The 15,512-nt window shown below is 60.2% G+C and carries 17 protein-coding genes; 8 read left to right on the forward strand and 9 right to left on the reverse strand.

The features are described from left to right. The first annotated feature begins 69 nt into the window (after window positions 1-69). The 3 genes from ACYZTZ_RS08800 (at window position 70) to ACYZTZ_RS08810 (ending at window position 2,969) form a co-directional block, all read left to right on the forward strand. On the forward strand, window positions 70-849 hold the full coding sequence (locus ACYZTZ_RS08800; protein ID WP_056746669.1) for an ABC transporter substrate-binding protein: 780 nt from the start codon (window positions 70-72) through the stop codon (window positions 847-849). Window positions 850-947: 98 nt separating this feature from the next. Further along, a complete protein-coding gene (locus ACYZTZ_RS08805; protein ID WP_461997870.1) occupies window positions 948-2,060 on the forward strand; it encodes a succinylglutamate desuccinylase/aspartoacylase family protein in 1,113 nt (370 codons plus the stop codon). 192 nt (window positions 2,061-2,252) lie between these two features. Beyond that, the gene (locus ACYZTZ_RS08810; RefSeq protein ID WP_461997871.1) at window positions 2,253-2,969 is read left to right on the forward strand and encodes an alpha/beta hydrolase; all 717 of its coding nucleotides are present in this window, start codon (window positions 2,253-2,255) and stop codon (window positions 2,967-2,969) included. 3 nt (window positions 2,970-2,972) lie between these two features. Here the strand turns inward: ACYZTZ_RS08810 and ACYZTZ_RS08815 are convergent, their stop codons facing one another. Next, window positions 2,973-3,560 (reverse strand): DcrB/PsbP domain-containing protein, encoded by a 588-nt coding sequence (locus ACYZTZ_RS08815; RefSeq protein ID WP_461997872.1) that lies wholly within the window; start codon window positions 3,558-3,560, stop codon window positions 2,973-2,975. 202 nt (window positions 3,561-3,762) lie between these two features. Next, complete coding sequence (relB, locus tag ACYZTZ_RS08820) at window positions 3,763-3,954, reverse strand: type II toxin-antitoxin system RelB family antitoxin (RefSeq protein ID WP_461997873.1); 192 nt, start codon at window positions 3,952-3,954, stop codon at window positions 3,763-3,765. A gap of 549 nt (window positions 3,955-4,503) precedes the next feature. On the opposite strand from relB, the gene ACYZTZ_RS08825 reads away from it, so the two are divergent. Continuing rightward, on the forward strand, window positions 4,504-4,872 hold the full coding sequence (locus ACYZTZ_RS08825) for a DUF6124 family protein (RefSeq protein WP_461997874.1): 369 nt from the start codon (window positions 4,504-4,506) through the stop codon (window positions 4,870-4,872). Between the two features lie 82 nt (window positions 4,873-4,954). Here the strand turns inward: ACYZTZ_RS08825 and ACYZTZ_RS08830 are convergent, their stop codons facing one another. From ACYZTZ_RS08830 to ACYZTZ_RS08840, 3 genes are all read right to left on the reverse strand, one after another. Next, complete coding sequence (locus tag ACYZTZ_RS08830) at window positions 4,955-5,281, reverse strand: putative quinol monooxygenase (protein ID WP_461997875.1); 327 nt, start codon at window positions 5,279-5,281, stop codon at window positions 4,955-4,957. Window positions 5,282-5,309: 28 nt separating this feature from the next. Then, window positions 5,310-5,984, reverse strand: a complete 675-nt coding sequence (locus ACYZTZ_RS08835; RefSeq protein WP_461997876.1) for a glutathione S-transferase family protein — start codon at window positions 5,982-5,984, stop codon at window positions 5,310-5,312. Between the two features lie 145 nt (window positions 5,985-6,129). Continuing rightward, window positions 6,130-6,924: a hypothetical protein gene (locus ACYZTZ_RS08840; RefSeq protein WP_461997877.1), complete on the reverse strand. Its 795-nt coding sequence runs from the start codon at window positions 6,922-6,924 to the stop codon at window positions 6,130-6,132. Window positions 6,925-7,081: 157 nt separating this feature from the next. On the opposite strand from ACYZTZ_RS08840, the gene ACYZTZ_RS08845 reads away from it, so the two are divergent. Continuing rightward, window positions 7,082-8,401, forward strand: coding sequence for an Nramp family divalent metal transporter (locus ACYZTZ_RS08845; RefSeq protein WP_461997878.1), 1,320 nt, complete (start codon window positions 7,082-7,084; stop codon window positions 8,399-8,401). A 127-nt stretch (window positions 8,402-8,528) separates the two neighbouring features. On the opposite strand, the gene ACYZTZ_RS08850 is transcribed toward ACYZTZ_RS08845, so the two are convergent. Next, entirely contained in the window at window positions 8,529-9,431 is a 903-nt protein-coding gene (locus ACYZTZ_RS08850; RefSeq protein ID WP_461997879.1) for a LysR family transcriptional regulator, read from the reverse strand. 111 nt (window positions 9,432-9,542) lie between these two features. On the opposite strand from ACYZTZ_RS08850, the gene ACYZTZ_RS08855 reads away from it, so the two are divergent. Beyond that, on the forward strand, window positions 9,543-10,145 hold the full coding sequence (locus tag ACYZTZ_RS08855; protein WP_461997880.1) for an NADPH-dependent F420 reductase: 603 nt from the start codon (window positions 9,543-9,545) through the stop codon (window positions 10,143-10,145). Window positions 10,146-10,422: 277 nt separating this feature from the next. On the opposite strand, the gene ACYZTZ_RS08860 is transcribed toward ACYZTZ_RS08855, so the two are convergent. Genes ACYZTZ_RS08860 through ACYZTZ_RS08870 form a run of 3 tightly spaced genes read right to left on the reverse strand, consistent with a single transcriptional unit; the run spans window position 10,423 to window position 13,016 of the window. Further along, window positions 10,423-11,604 (reverse strand): acetyl-CoA C-acetyltransferase, encoded by a 1,182-nt coding sequence (locus tag ACYZTZ_RS08860; protein ID WP_461997881.1) that lies wholly within the window; start codon window positions 11,602-11,604, stop codon window positions 10,423-10,425. An 11-nt stretch (window positions 11,605-11,615) separates the two neighbouring features. Then, window positions 11,616-12,281, reverse strand: a complete 666-nt coding sequence (locus tag ACYZTZ_RS08865) for a CoA transferase subunit B (protein ID WP_010455523.1) — start codon at window positions 12,279-12,281, stop codon at window positions 11,616-11,618. A 36-nt stretch (window positions 12,282-12,317) separates the two neighbouring features. Then, complete coding sequence (locus ACYZTZ_RS08870) at window positions 12,318-13,016, reverse strand: CoA transferase subunit A (protein WP_223433480.1); 699 nt, start codon at window positions 13,014-13,016, stop codon at window positions 12,318-12,320. Window positions 13,017-13,226: 210 nt separating this feature from the next. Between ACYZTZ_RS08870 and ACYZTZ_RS08875 the strand changes: the two genes are divergently transcribed. Next, window positions 13,227-14,141 (forward strand): LysR substrate-binding domain-containing protein, encoded by a 915-nt coding sequence (locus ACYZTZ_RS08875; protein ID WP_461997882.1) that lies wholly within the window; start codon window positions 13,227-13,229, stop codon window positions 14,139-14,141. A 194-nt stretch (window positions 14,142-14,335) separates the two neighbouring features. Continuing rightward, window positions 14,336-15,496, forward strand: coding sequence for an integrase core domain-containing protein (locus ACYZTZ_RS08880; protein WP_461997883.1), 1,161 nt, complete (start codon window positions 14,336-14,338; stop codon window positions 15,494-15,496). The last annotated feature ends 16 nt before the right edge of the window (window positions 15,497-15,512 follow it).

The raw sequence follows: 15,512 nt of genomic DNA on the forward strand, positions 1-15,512 counted from the left end.
CTTCGGTCTTCACCTACCGAAAGCCAATCGAAAGCTGCCAATAAAAGCCTCCGCACACAGGAGTTATAAATGAAGAAGCTAGTGATGTTCGGTGCCCTGGCACTGTCGATGTTGTCCCTGACGGCTGTGGCCGAAGACGCCAAGCCGATCCGCCTCGGTATCGAAGCCGGTTACCCGCCATTCTCGATGAAAACCCCTGATGGCAAACTCACCGGCTTCGACGTGGACATCGGCGACGCGCTGTGCGAGCAGATGAAAGTGAAGTGCACTTGGGTCGAGCAGGAGTTCGACGGCCTGATCCCGGCCCTGAAGGTCAAGAAAATCGACGCGATCCTGTCGTCCATGACCATCACCGACGATCGCAAAAAGAACGTCGACTTCACCATCAAGTACTACCACACCCCGGCGCGCTTCGTGATGAAGGAAGGCACCGACATCAAAGACCCGCTGACCGAACTCAAAGGCAAGAAAGTCGGTGTGCTGCGCGCCAGTACCCATGACCGCTTCGCCACTGAAGTACTGGTGCCAGCCGGTATCAATCTGGTTCGCTACGGTTCTCAGCAAGAAGCCAACCTGGACATGGTCGCCGGTCGTCTCGACGCGATGCTGGCCGACTCGGTCAACCTGGACGACGGTTTCCTGAAAACCGACGCCGGTAAAGGCTTCGCTTTTGTAGGCCCAACCTACGAAGACGCCAAGTACTTCGGCGGCGGCGCCGGTATTGCTGTGCGCAAGGGCGATACCGCCCTGGCAGAGAAATTCAACACCGCCATCACCGAAATCCGCGCCAATGGCAAGTACAAGCAAGTGCAAGACAAGTACTTCGACTTTGACGTTTACGGCCAGTAATCACGCCGTTCAAAAAAGTGGCAACCGTTGACGCGGTTGCCACTTTTTTTATGCCTTGATGATTTATTCTGCGCAGCACGCGAACACAGGAGCACCCCATGCAACGCATCGATCATTCACTGCCCTGGAGCCACCTGGGCACCGAACGCACCCTCAGCGTGTTTCGTTATGGCGCGGGCACTCGCAAGGTTTACATCCAGGCCAGCCTGCACGCTGATGAACTGCCGGGCATGCGCACGGCGTGGGAACTGAAGAAGCGTCTTGCAGAACTTGAAACCCAGGGCCAGTTGCAGGGCGTGATCGAATTGGTCCCGGTGGCCAATCCCATCGGCCTCGATCAACACCTGCAAGGCAGCCACATGGGCCGCTTCGAGCTGGGCAGCGGCAAGAACTTCAACCGCTCCTTCGTCGAACTCAGCGCACCGGTGGGCGAGTTGATCGGTGATCGCTTGGGCAATGATGCGGCTGCCAACATTGCGCTGATTCGCCAGACCATGGGCCAGGTACTCGACGGCCTGCCGGCACCGGCCTCGCAGCTCGAAGCCATGCACCGCTTGCTGCTGCGCCACGCCTGTGAGGCCGACATCACCCTCGATCTGCATTGTGATTTCGACGCGGCGATTCATCTGTATGCCTTGCCGCAACACTGGCCGCAGTGGCAATCCCTGGCGGCGCGTTTGAAGGCTGGGGTGGCGTTGCTCTGTGAAGACTCCGGCGGCAGCTCATTCGATGAGTCGTGTTCAACGCCGTGGTTGCGTCTGGCCAGGGCTTTCCCTGAGGCCGCGATCCCGCCGGCCAACCTGGCGACGACGCTGGAGCTGGGCAGCATGGGTGATACGCGAGTCGATCAGGCTCAGGCCAATTGCGAGGCGATTCTCGGCTTCCTCGCCGAGCAGGGTTTCATCAAAGGCACCTGGCCCGCGGCACCGAGCGAATGCTGCGAAGGCATGCCGTTCGAAGGCACCCAATACCTGTTCGCACCGCATCACGGGGTCGTCAGTTTCCTGCGCGATTCGGGTGAGTGGGTGGAGAAGGGTGATGCGCTGTTCGAAGTGGTCGACCCGCTGAATGATCGAGTTACCACGGTTTGCGCCGGGACCAGTGGGGTGTTGTTTGCGATTGATCGCGGGCGCTATACGCAGCCGGGCACTTGGCAGGCGAAGGTCGCGGGGCGCGAGCCGATTCGGGTTGGAAAACTCATCAATGATTAACCGAGGAGTCTTCGTAGCGTCTTAGGGCCTCATCGCGAGCAAGCTCGCTCCCACAGGGATCGTGTGAACACTGGAGATCTAGTGTGGGAGCGAGCCTGCTCGCGATGGCGGCATCAGCAACACCCAGAATCCCCCGGCAAGCTTCACAGTGTTAGGCTCTGCCCCGAATCCTGCACTTGTGAAGGAAGGTTTATGTTGAAGTTTTTCGCTCTGCTGACACTCCTGGCGTCCGCCGCCGTCCACGCTCAAACCCCGCTGCAAACCGATCTGCCGCTCAAGTACCTGGAGCAGGCCAACCCCGAGTCGCGCAATCAGCCCCTGGTGATTTTCCTCCACGGTTACGGCAGTAACGAGCAGGACCTGTTCGACATCAAGGATGAACTGCCCGCGTCATACAACTACCTGTCGGTACGCGCACCGATGGTGATGGAGGAGGACAGTTACAAGTGGTTTCGCCAGAAGGGCAACGCTGCCTACGACGGCGAGACCGATGATCTGAAGACCAGCGGCCAGGTGCTGCAGGATTTCGTCGCACAAGCGGCGAAGAAATATCACACCGAACCGAACAAGGTGTTCCTGGTGGGTTTCAGCCAGGGCGCAATCATGTCGTACGAGGTGGCCCTGCGTCACCCAGAGGCGGTGGGCGGGATTGCGGCGTTGAGCGGGCGGATTTTGCCGGTGCTCAGGTCCGAACTGAAACCGGATGAAAAACGCCAGAAGCTGGCGATTTTCATCGGTCATGGCACGGCGGATAAACGCCTTCCGTACATTGACGGTACGGACGCCGACAGCCTGTTGCAGAGCCTGTCACTCAAGCCTGAATTTCATGCCTACCCTGGCATTGGTCACAGCATCAGTGCTGTCGAAATGCAGGACTTGAGCGCCTGGTTGCAGCGCCTCAATCGCTGATTGTTACTTGCCGGAGACGATCTGTTTGACCAGCGTCTCGTGGCCAGCATTGTCGCTGAGGCGGGAAATCACCTGAACGATCGCCATGCGCGTGTTGGACGCGGCTATCACTGTGGTGTCGAGGGTTTTGCCGCCGCCCTGGGTGGCGGTGCTGTCGATCTGCCGCAACCCCAGGCCGGTGCCTTTCTGGGTCAGGCTTTTTTCACTGAGTTTGGTGAAGTCCGGCAGCGCCGTGGCTTGTGCGGTGGCGAAGTCGGACGCCGCGGAGTCGAGGAATTGACCGTCGTTGTCTTTGACGTTGAGGCCGCCGGAAATGGTATTTTCAGCGGCGATCACGACGGTTTTAGTCGCCTGATTGGTGTACATGGTGCCCGTTGCCCCGGCGGTGCCGGTGGCCGCGTCGCCGGCAGGCAACGGGTTGGCGACGAAGCCTTTAGGCAGGTTGAACGTGAACTTGCCGCCGAGCATCGAGACTTTCTGTGCTGGCGCGGTATCGCTGGCAGTGGCTTTGGCGGCCTGCGCATTCAACGCTCCCAGACTGGCAACAGCCGTCAACAACAGGACAACGGCTTTTTTACTCAACAATGACATTCAGAAACTCCAGGGGATGGTCGGTCTCGCGGTGAGGGGGCGATCATCCCATGGAGGTTGCGGCGCATTCCAGCGCGGTCTAACGGATGGTCATGTTCCTTTGGCCGGCGCAATTACCTATGGCTACTTATGGACCCGCTCCAACCAACCACTGTTGGGTGAAGCTGGTGCCACAGTTCAGCCCGTGCTTCGGCGCCGCCACTCAACCAGCATCGCGCTTAGTGCGCTTGGCTTCGAGAAGGGATCGCATATCAGCCATTACCTGATCGTGTGGGACATTCGGGCGTGGATCATCGAGCGACGCCTGCACTTTGGCACGCAACCAACGGTCGTAGCTGGCGGCTTGCTCTTCGGTTTCAAACTCTGAAACGATGGGGGAAAGTTCGGCGCTCATAGTGACCTCCGGGATCAATACCTAGCAGTCTAATCGGTAGGTGGCTCACTGCCGTGGGTGTCGATGCGCACCCAGCCAAGTACCACGTGGCCCCATCTCTCTACCTGCTGGGCGCCACCACACTAAACCTCTCGCTTGCGACAGCCAACCCCTAAAAAATGTCGGACGCCTCCTCAATTTTTTGAACGCCTTCATGCGTTTAATGGACGCGTTTAAAGACACCCGCTGTTACGTCCTAACGGCTACAACGCCTTGCGTCGTTGCCTACGCGTACGCCAGAATCCGCTGGCTTGTGCGCTTTGACCCCGGCCTCTATCGTTTACCTGCCACTGCTCATCAGTGGTCGGGTTTAGTCGCCCGGTGGTTATCGGTAAGGTGCATAAGCGCCATTCAGTCAGGTCGTTCTATGCCTGTACTTGATGGTGGTTGTGCGCAGGGCGCCCTTGGGCGCGCCGGGCTTGCTGATTCCACCGGTCGACTAACCTGCGTACAGCCGCCACCCTCTTTTAGTCGAGAGCGGTAGCGGCCCCAACTCTGGAAATCAGATCTATGTTCAAAGTAACGCCGAATCCCCCGAATACCCGTCCGGTACCCTACGACGTCTTTCGTGATCTTGACCCCAAGAAAATGACAGAGGCGGCCGACCGCGCACTCAGCTTCTACCTCGACCCCGGGGCGTCGAAAACGCAGATACCGCCCCGCAAGCCCAGCACCATTTTCACCATCGACGCAGCGGTGGATGACGAAACGTTGCTCGTCGAGGCCTGCGAATCGTTGGCATCAGCCAGCGCCATGGTCAACGATCTCACCGACTTAACGGACGGCCCACGACGGCAAACGATGCTGGTGCTGCAACGGGTCATCATGTTGGGTGAGTTAGCGGTCAATCGATTACTGGACAACCACAAGCCTGGGTAGTCGCCAGGCGGGTAGCGAGGGCGCTTGCGCCCTCGCTGTTTAGCAGCATTCACGCGGCTCGTGGTCACGCTGGAAGGTCCGTTCAGACCTCACGTCGCACCGGATAGCTCTTGATCACATCCAGAAATTCAATGCGACGCTCGCTGACCAGCAACTGCGGGAGCAGTTGTTCATACGCTTGTCGATACGGCTTGCTCAGGTGACGCGTGATGAAGTCGTCCTTGCTGCAGTTCCAGGTTTCGTAAAGCACCAAGGTGTTCGGGTCGTCCTGAAGTTGGTGAACCCAGGTGTTGACGAAGTCCGGCTCGGCCGACATCTGGTGCACCACGTCCAGCAGCCGCTCTTTCATTTCGGCGAAACGTTCCGGTTTGGCCGGCAGGTAAACGATAAACGCGACTTGATCACTCATTTCATCACCTTCGAATGCTGTGAACGGGTTACTGCGCCTGGTTCTGCGGGAACAGATTGCGACGGGTTTCTTCGTCGAACTCGGCCTTCAGCACCAGTTTCTCTTTAAGACCGTGGGCCCGCTGGGCGGCTGGACGGGCGCTGATGTCATCGAACAGGCGCTTGACGTTCGGGTACGCCGCCAGACCGTTCTCGCCGAGGATGTACGGCGCGTAATTGGCCCAACCCCAGAGCGCCATGTCGGCGATGCTGTAGGTGTCGCCGGCCAGGTACTGATGGTCGGCCAGTCGCTGATCGAGCACGCGGTAATGGCGTTCGACTTCCTTGAGGTAGCGGTTTTTTGCGTAAGGCAGGTCTTCCGGTGCGTGGTGCAGGAAATGCACCGCCTGGCCGGAAAATGGTGACAGCCCTGTCGCGATGAACATCAGCCAGGACAGTAGCTCGGCTTGCCCGGCCACGGAGGTCGGCAGGAAGCGCTGATGTTTTTGCGCCAGATGCAGCAGGATCGCCTGGGAGTCGAAGACAGTAGCGTCGCCATCGACCAGGGCTGGCACCTTGGCGTTCAGGTTGATTGCCAAAAAGGCTGGCAGGTGTTGCTCGCCCTTGAAAGTGTCGACGCCGATCAATTCGTAGGGCGTTTGCAGCTCTTCGAGTAGCAGGGCGACTTTCATCGGGTTCGGCGAAGGGTGGAAAAAGAACTTCATGGTGTTGGCCTCAGTCAGTGATTGGTTTTGAACTGAGGCTGATGTTGAAGTAAACCTGTTCGAATGACGTGCGAGCTTTTTGCTTTACTCGTTCGAAAATATCGAACGTGTTGTCGACCATCCTGGCCCGATGACATCGAGCAGCTTAGCGTTTGATCGCCGTACGTCCAGCGTCTGGTGCCACGCTCACCGGTTTGGCCAACAAACGCTTGGTCACCCCGAGCATCCCCACTGACACTGCGACACCCAGGGCGAACGCGCTCAAACCCATGCCTGGCAAGGCCAGCGCCAACACCAGGCAAAACGCGGCGAACGAATACATCCCGGTCGCGGTGGCCCGCAACAATGCAGCGGTGAAGGCGGGCCCGCGGGTTTGCTGAGAGAACACCGCCATCACGCTGCCCAGCACCGGGAACACGGCGAGCAGGCCGCTCCAGCGCTCGCCAACGGTGCTGGCCAACAACGTGACCGCGAGGGTGAGCAGGGCGCCGGCAATCATGCGCAGCAGCAGTTTGTCGGACTTCGGCGCCGGGCCTGAAACGATTGGCTGTACCGAGGGAAACAGATACGGTGCTGCCAGCAGGGCGGTCGCGGCGGCGATCACCGAGAACACCAGGGACGGCGGAATCAACGACAGCACAACGGCCGCCGTGGCCCAGACCAACAGTGAAATCACCAGCGCCCACGGCCACTTCGCGCGTTGTGCAACCTGAGCGTAGGTCACGCAAAAGGCAATCATCGCGAACATCGCCGATAACGCTGCCGTCGCCGATTGAGCGGCAAACACTTCGCCTTGTTCGATGGCGAGAAAGAACAGAATCGGCCCGACCACCACCGGCAACCCCGACAGCCAACCGGCGACACTCGGTCCCCAGCGTTTACCGGCCAGGGAAATCAGCAAGAGAAATCCTGGGATAACCAGCAGTTTGAGTAGCAGCACGCACGCACCTCCGACCTGAGTGAGGCGGCAACGTTAGCATTGCAGGCGGTGGATTGCTCTATGGATTGCAAGATTTTGTATACAAAGTTACTGCCCCTTGGGGGCTCAGGACGAAACGTCTAAGCTGCCTCCCTCCCACTTGTTTCTGGATGTTTGCGTGAAATTCAGTTTGCCCAAAACCGCCACGGCGCCGTTCTGTCCGCCGGAAGTGGCCGGCAGCGTTGCCGTCGATCCCCGCGCCTCGTTCTTCAACCGGATGCTGCGTTTTGCCGGTCCTGGCTTGCTGGTGTCCATCGGCTACATGGACCCGGGCAACTGGGCGACCGCCATCGAAGCTGGCTCGCGGTTTGGTTACAGCTTGTTGTTCGTCGTGCTGCTGGCGAGTCTGGCGGGGATGGTGGTGCAGTGTTTGTGTTCGCGCCTGGGCATCGCCACCGGGCGTGATCTGGCGCAGTTGTCCCGGGAGCGCTACAGCACGCGGACCGCACGGACCCAGTGGGTGTTGGCGGAAATCTCGATCATCGCCACTGACCTGGCCGAAGTGCTCGGCTGCGCCCTGGCGTTCCATTTGTTGCTGGGCTGTTCACTGACCTTCGGCATCGCGCTCACGGCATTCGACACCTTGCTGGTGCTGGCCCTGCAAAACCGTGGCTTCCGCCGACTCGAAGCGATCATGCTGGTGCTGGTGGGCACCATCGGCGTGTGTTTCTTCGTTGAATTGCTGCTGATCAAACCCTACTGGCCGGACGTCGCCCGGGGGTTCACGCCGTCACTGTCCGCCATCGGTGATGCTGCGCCGCTGTACCTGGCCATTGGTATTCTCGGGGCCACAGTGATGCCGCATAACTTGTACCTGCACACCTCCATCGTGCAGACCCGGATGATTGGCAAGGACCTGGCCAGCAAGCAGGACGCGGTGAAACTGGCGCGCATCGACACCATCGGCTCTCTGGCCCTGGCGTTGCTGGTCAACGCGGCCATCCTGATCCTCGCCGCGGCGGCGTTCCACAAGACCGGGCATACCGACGTGGTCGATATCCAGGACGCTTATCACCTGCTCGACCCATTGGTGGGCGGGGCGCTGGCCAGTGTGTTGTTCGGCGTCGCGTTGCTGGCTTCGGGTCAGAGCTCGACCTTCACCGGGACCATCGCCGGGCAAGTGATCATGGAGGGCTTCCTGAACCTGCGGATTCCTTGCTGGCAACGGCGATTGCTCACGCGCGGGCTGGCGCTGATCCCGGCGTTCATTGGCGTCTGGCTGATGGGCGACAATGCGATCGGCAAGCTGCTGGTGTTGAGTCAGGTGGTGTTGAGTCTGCAGTTGCCGTTTGCGTTGTATCCGCTGATTCGCATGACCAACGACCACACGCTCATGGGGCCGTTGGTGAATCGGTGGCCGACGCGGGTGCTCGTGTGGGGATTGTTTGTGGTGATAAGCGGGGCGAATAGCTGGTTGATCCTGCAGTTCGTAGCCTGAGCCTGAAGCTGCGTTGCCTGACCGGGCCCCTTCGCGAGCAGGCTCGCTCCCACATGGGATTGGGGGCTCTCAGATTTAGTGTTCACCGCAGATCAACTGTGGGAGCGAGCCTGCTCGCGAAGAACGATTACGCGGTCTCCCTCTGAAACGCCTCGACCACAAAGTCGATGAACACCCGAGTCTTGGCCGGCATCAACGTCCGGCTTGGGTAATACAGCGAAATCGGTCCCGCGTCGGCGTGCCAATCGGGCAGCAGGCGCACCAGTTCGCCACGCTGGATATTCGCCAGCACATCCGGCAACACAAGAAGCGTCACGCCCAGGCCGAGTATCGCTGCTTCGCGCATGGCGGCCGGATCATTGAGCACAATGTTTTCATTCAGATTGGCCGGTGCTTCGTTGCCTGCGCCATCGTGCATCAGCCATTGGCGAATCCGCCCGGTGCGGGTGCCGCGCATCACAATGCCGGTGTGTCCGGACAGGTCTGCCGGACTGTCGGGCAGGCTGCGTCCTGCGAGGTAGGCGGGAGAGGCGACCGCCACCACATGCGCCGCCGCCAACGTCCGCGACACCACCCCGGGCGTCAACTTGAAGCCGCCGCCAATGGCCGCGTCATACCCTTCGGCAATCAAATCCACAGGGCGGTTTTCGAAGTGCCATTCCGGGCGAATCAGCGGGTAGCGCGCCAGGAACGCCGGCAGCAGCGGCAATACATGACCGATGCCAAACGTCGGTGCGAGGCTGACCTTGAGCACGCCCGCCGGCTCGCCTTGGTCGCTGCTTACCGTGCTGATCGCTGTCTGCAACGCTTCCAGATTGCCGCCGATACTCGTCAGAAAGCGTTCCCCGGCTTCGGTCAGGGACAGCTTGCGGGTCGAGCGCTGGAACAGCCGCACGCCGATGTTGCGTTCGAGCATGGCCACGTTGCGGCTGACAGCGGCAGGGGTCAGCGCGAGCACCCGTGCGGCGGCGGAAAAACTGCAGGTCTCGGCGCTGCGGACGAAGGATTCGAGGTTGGCGAGGGTTTCCATGGCAGGCACCTGCTAGTCATGCTTGAAGATCATTCAAGGCATTACCCGCTAATCAAACACTAATGGCAAGCGCAGTATTCACGCCAACGACAACCCTCGGAGTGAACAACCATGAGCACCATCGGAATCATCGGCGCCGGCGCAATCGGCGCAGCTTTTGCCAGAGCACTGGCGCGTCAAGGCATTGAAGTGGTTATCGCCAACAGCCATGGCCCGCAAAGCCTGGCCTCGCTGGTGGAAGAACTCGGGCCAACGGCGCGTGCCGGAACCCGCGAGGAGGCCGCCGCACAAGCCATTGTTTTAGTCGCGGTCAACTGGTCGAAGTTGCCAACCGCGCTCGCCGGTCTGCCGGACTTTGGCGGACGGATTGTCATCGACGCCAACAACTCAATCGAGGCGCCGTCGTTCAAGGCCGTGGATTTGCAGGGGCGAATGTCCAGTGAAGTGTTTGCCGAATGGGTGCCCGGTGCGCGGGTGGTGAAGGCGTTCAATCACCTTCAGGCGCGTTTTCTGGAAAGCGATCCGGCGGCGGAGGGCGGGCGGCGGGTGCTGTTTCTCTCGGGTGATGATGCCGATGCGAAAGCTCAAGTGGCGGCGCTGATCGAACAGCTGGGCTTCTTCGGGATTGATCTTGGGGAATTGAGCGTCGGGGCGCGGCTGGTGCAGTTTCCAGGCGGTCCGCTGCCGGTGCTGAATCTGGTGAAATTTGCCTGACTCTTCATTCACCGCACTCGGCGTAGCAGCTGGCGAAGCCTGCGTTCGGCTGCGAAGCAGTCGTGAAATCCGACGATAGGGTGTTTCAGGCAGACCGCGTGCTCAGGTTTGACGACTGCTTTGCAGCTGAACGCAGGCTTCGCCAGCTGCTACAAAGTATGCGGCGCAGCGTAGATTTATGACTGACTGTAGGACCCGGTGCGACGTGAGTCGCACCGGGTGTATTGCCAGACGGCGAACGGATATTCGTGGGTCCCCGCGCCGTCTGTTGAACGCTTTACGCCCGTTCGATCGCCAGTGCCACGCCCTGACCACCACCGATGCACAGGGTGGCGAGGCCTTTCTTGGCGTCACGCTTGATCATTTCATGCAGCAGAGTCACCAGCACCCGGCAACCCGACGCACCGATCGGGTGGCCCAGGGCGATAGCGCCGCCGTTGACGTTGACTTTGTTCAGGTCCCATTCCAGATCCTTGGCCACCGCCAGAGATTGCGCAGCGAAGGCTTCGTTGGCTTCGATCAGGTCCAGTTGGTCGATGGACCAACCTGCCTTGTCCAGGCAGCGGCGAGTGGCCGACACCGGGCCGATGCCCATGATCGCCGGGTCAACGCCCGCATTGGCGTAAGCCGCGATTTTCGCCAGCACGGGCAGGCCGAGGGCCTTGGCCTTTTCCGCGCTCATCAGGATTACGGCGGCGGCACCGTCGTTCAGGGACGAGGCGTTACCGGCAGTCACCGAACCGTCCTTTTTGAAGGCCGGTTTCAGTTTGCCCAGCGCTTCAGCGGTGGTGCCGGCACGCGGCTGTTCATCGGTGGCGAAGGACAGCGGATCGCCCTTGCGCTGAGGAATCAGGATCGGCGTGATCTCATCGGCAAAACGCCCGGCTTCGATGGCGGCCGTGGCTTTCTGCTGGGAGGCCGCGGCGAAGGCGTCTTGTTGCTCGCGAGTCAGGCTGTACTTCTCGGCCAGGTTCTCGGCGGTAATGCCCATGTGGTAATCGTTGAACGCATCCCACAGGCCGTCGCTGATCATGGTGTCGACGATTTGCGCGTGACCCATGCGCAGACCGGTGCGAGCGCCCGGCATGACGTAATTCGACAGGCTCATGTTTTCCTGGCCGCCGGCAATGATCACGTCGGCATCGCCGCAGCGAATCGCCTGAGTGGCCAGGTGCAGCGCTTTGAGGCCCGAGCCGCAGACCTTGTTCAGGGTCAACGCAGGCACGGTGAACGGCAGGCCGGCCTTGATCGCGGACTGGCGCGCAGGGTTTTGCCCGGCGCCAGCGGTCAACACCTGACCCATGATCACTTCATCGACTTCAGCAACGTCCAGGCCGGTTTGCGCCAGCAGCTGACGGATCACCGCAGCACCGAGGTCAACCGCGGACACGTTGGCCAGAGCACCTTGGAAACTGCCGATGGCGGTACGGGTGGCGGCGACAATGACGACTTCTTGCATGGAATGGTTCCTCACTGGGCAGCGAACTGCATTTCCGGAACGTGATCCGGCACGATCAGTTTACCGGCGGTCTTGGCGACAATCTCCTCGACGCTGACGCCCGGTGCGCGTTCCTTGAGAATGAACGCGCCGTTTTCGATTTCCAGGTAGGCCAGGTCGGTCAGCACACGCTTGATGCAACCGGCGCCGGTTAGCGGCAGGCTGCATTTGGACAACAGTTTGGACTCACCGTCCTTGGACGCGTGGGTCATGATAACGATGATGTTGTCTGCACCGGCCACCAGGTCCATGGCGCCGCCCATGCCCTTGACCAGTTTGCCGGGAATCATCCACGAGGCGATGTTGCCTTGCACGTCTACTTCAAAGGCGCCCAGCACGGTCAGGTCGACATGACCACCGCGAATCATCGCGAAGGACTCGGCCGAGGAAAAGATCGACGCGCCGATACGTGCCGTCACGGTTTGTTTGCCGGCGTTGATCATGTCGGCATCGATGGTTTCTTCAGTAGGAAAGGGGCCCATGCCCAGCAGGCCGTTTTCCGACTGCAGCATGACTTCCATGCCTTCAGGGATGTAGTTGGCGACCAGGGTCGGAATGCCGATGCCCAGGTTCACGTAGAAGCCGTCCTGCATTTCGCGGGCGACGCGCTGAGCCATTTGTTCGCGGGAAAGTGCCATTGTTGTTATTCCTTCATTCGGTCCGGGGGCAGGGGATCACTTACGCACGGTGCGCTGTTCGATGCGCTTCTCGAACGTGCCGCAAATGACCCGGTCGACGTAGATGCCAGGGGTGTGGATCTGCGCCGGGTCCAGCTCGCCGGGTTCGACGATTTCTTCGACTTCGACCACAGTGATCTTGCCGGCAGTGGCGGCTAGCGGGTTGAAGTTCTGGGCGGTGTGGCGGTAGATGACGTTGCCGAAATGGTCGGCTTTCCAGCCTTTGACAATGGCGAAGTCACCGGTGATGGATTCTTCCATCAGGTACTGGCGGCCATGGAATTCGCGAACTTCCTTGCCGTCGGCAACCGGAGTGCCGACGCCGGTGGCGGTGAAGAAAGCGGGAATGCCGGCGCCGCCAGCACGCATTTTTTCGGCGAGGGTGCCTTGAGGGGTCAGGACCACTTCGATAGCGCCGCTGAGCAGTTGCTCCTCGAACATCTTGTTCTCGCCGACATAGGAGGCCACCACCTTGCGGATCTGCCGGTCTTCCAGCAGCACGCCGAGGCCGAAACCGTCGACGCCGCAGTTGTTGGAAACCACGGTGAGGTCGCGTGTGCCTTTGCGCTTGATCTCGGCGATGAGGTTTTCCGGGATCCCGCACAGGCCAAAGCCGCCGGCGATCACGGTCATGCCGTCTTCAAGACCTGCAAGGGCTTCCTCGTAGGAACTCACGCGCTTGTCGAAACCTGCCATATGCACCTCTTTTATTCTTTGTGGGCGGCTGGCTAGCCGTATGGGGATGGAGTGTCTCGCCGCAGTATTCATTTGTTAAGTTGATTTTTAAGGTTGATTGATAGATAAAACTCACCAATCAATCCTGTGGGAGTGAGCCTGCTCGCGATGGCGATTTCAAGGAAGCCATCGCGGGCAAGCCGTGCTCCTAATTACTGGAGCAACTCGCACATGACAGTCAAGCAGATCCGCGCATTCCTGGCCGTGGCCCAGAGTTTGAGTTTTGCCGTGGCCTGCGAGCGGTTGCACCTGTCGCAATCGGCCTTGAGCCTGACCATCAAGGCGCTGGAGGAGGGGCTGGGCGGACGTCTGTTCACCCGCAACACGCGCAATGTCGCGCTGACCGCGGAGGGAGAATCGCTGGTGCCACTGGCGCGTCGCCTGATCGCCGACTGGGACAATGCCGAGGATGAGCTGCGGCAACGCTTCACCCTCCAGCGCGGTCGCGTGACCTTGGCGGCGATGCCCTCATTTGCCGGCAACCTGCTGCCGCCGATCCTGAAAACCTTCCGCGCGCGCTATCCCAAGGTCAACGTCACGGTGAATGACGTGATCAACGAGCAGGTGCTGGAGATGGTGCGTGACCGACAGGTTGAGCTGGGGGTGGCGTTTGAACCGAATCAGAGTTCGTCGCTGGAATTCACGCCGTTGTACATGGATCGTTTCGTGGCCGTGGTGCCGAAAGATTCTCCTTTTGCCGAACGGGAAGACATCGATTGGCAGACCTTGCTCAAGGAACCGTTCATCACCTTGCAGCGTCCGTCGACGGTTCGGGTGATGCTCGAAGAGCACTTGCAGGCGCGTGGGATGAAATTGCCGGTGGAGTTTGAAAGCCATCAGTTGGCGACGGTCGGGCGGATGGTGGCCAGCGGGTTGGGGGTGAGCGCGGTGCCGGCGTTGTGTGTCGGGCAGATGCTGGAACTGGGGGCGCGGTGCATTACCTTGCGCGATCCGGTGGTGGAGCGGGCGATTGGGGTGCTGACGAAGCCTGGGGTTGAATTGTCGGCGGCGGCTCAGGCGTTGTTCGACATTCTGAGAGAGCCACCCCTCACCCTAACCCTCTCCCCAGAGGGGCGAGGGGACTGACTGAGTTGCATGGGAGATGTCCTGCGACCTGCGACCGAAAGTCGAACTCAGGTTTGAAAGGCTTGAAGATCTGCTCCCTTTCCCCTCTCCCCTTTGGGGAGAGGGCTGGGGTGGGTAAAAACCGGGGACATCCTTTACGTTTGAGACCGGGGACATGGTTTACAGGTATCAATCATGGTCAGGAGGTACTGACCATGCCCTGGAATCGAGAGTCCCCGATGGATCAGCGAGTGAAATTAATCCATGACTGGCTTAGCGGCAGTTACAGCAAGAGCCAACTGAGTCGGCGATATGGCATTAGCCGTCCGACGGTCGATAAGTGGCTTGATCGGTATGCAAGCTGCGGCGTAGATGGCTTGAAAGAGCGCTCGCGAAAACCGCTGAGCTGTCCGCACCAAACCCCCGATGAAATCATTGCCACGTTGCTTGCGAAGAAAAGCGAGCACCCGGATCGCGGGCCGAAGCAACTGATCCAGCGTCTGCGCAATGCGCAGCCGCAGATCGCTTGGCCGGCCGCCAGCACCGCTGGAGAGTGGCTGAAAAAGGCCGGTCTGGTGATTCCTCGACGGCTGCACCCACCCCGTCCGCATGGGCCGGTGCATCTGCGTCAGGCCGACGAGCCCAATCAAACCTGGTGCGCCGATTACAAAGGACAATTCAAAACCCAGGACGGCCGCTGGTGCTATCCGCTGACCATCACCGACCATGCCAGTCGCTATCTTCTGGCGTGCCGGGCGCTTCCCAGCACCCACGGTGAACCTACGCGTCAGGGCTTCGAGTGGGCGTTCCGGGAGTTCGGCATGCCTGATGTGATCCGCACCGATAACGGCGCTCCGTTTGCATCGACAGGCTTGGCCCGCCTCTCCAAGCTGTCCGTCTGGTTCATCAGGCATGGTGTCCACCCCGAAACAATCAAGCCGGGACGCCCGGATCAGAACGGTCGGCATGAACGCATGCACCGCACGCTAAAGGCTGCCGTTCTCAGGCCGCCGGCGGAAAATCTGCTGCGTCAGCAGCTTGCCTTTGAGGACTTCGTACAGGATTTCAATCACGCACGGCCTCATACGGCGCTGGAGATGAAGACGCCAGCGGGTATCTATCGCCCGTCACTCAGACCTTATCCAGGCTATTTGCCGGCGATCGAATACGGAGCCGACGTCGAAGTACGGCGGGTGCGCAAGAATGGTGAGATCAAGTGGCAAGGGGCCCTGATCTTTCTGGGCGAGGCGCTGATCGACGAGCACGTCGCGCTGAAGGAGGTGGCTGATGGCGTGTGGGAGTTGTACCTTTGCTCTTTCCCTTTAGGCAGGCTTGAACGCGGTGCCAAACGCGTATCAAGCCTGTTAAATGTGTAAACGATGTACCCGGTCA

It is taken from the genome of Pseudomonas sp. LB3P58 (assembly GCF_054897895.1).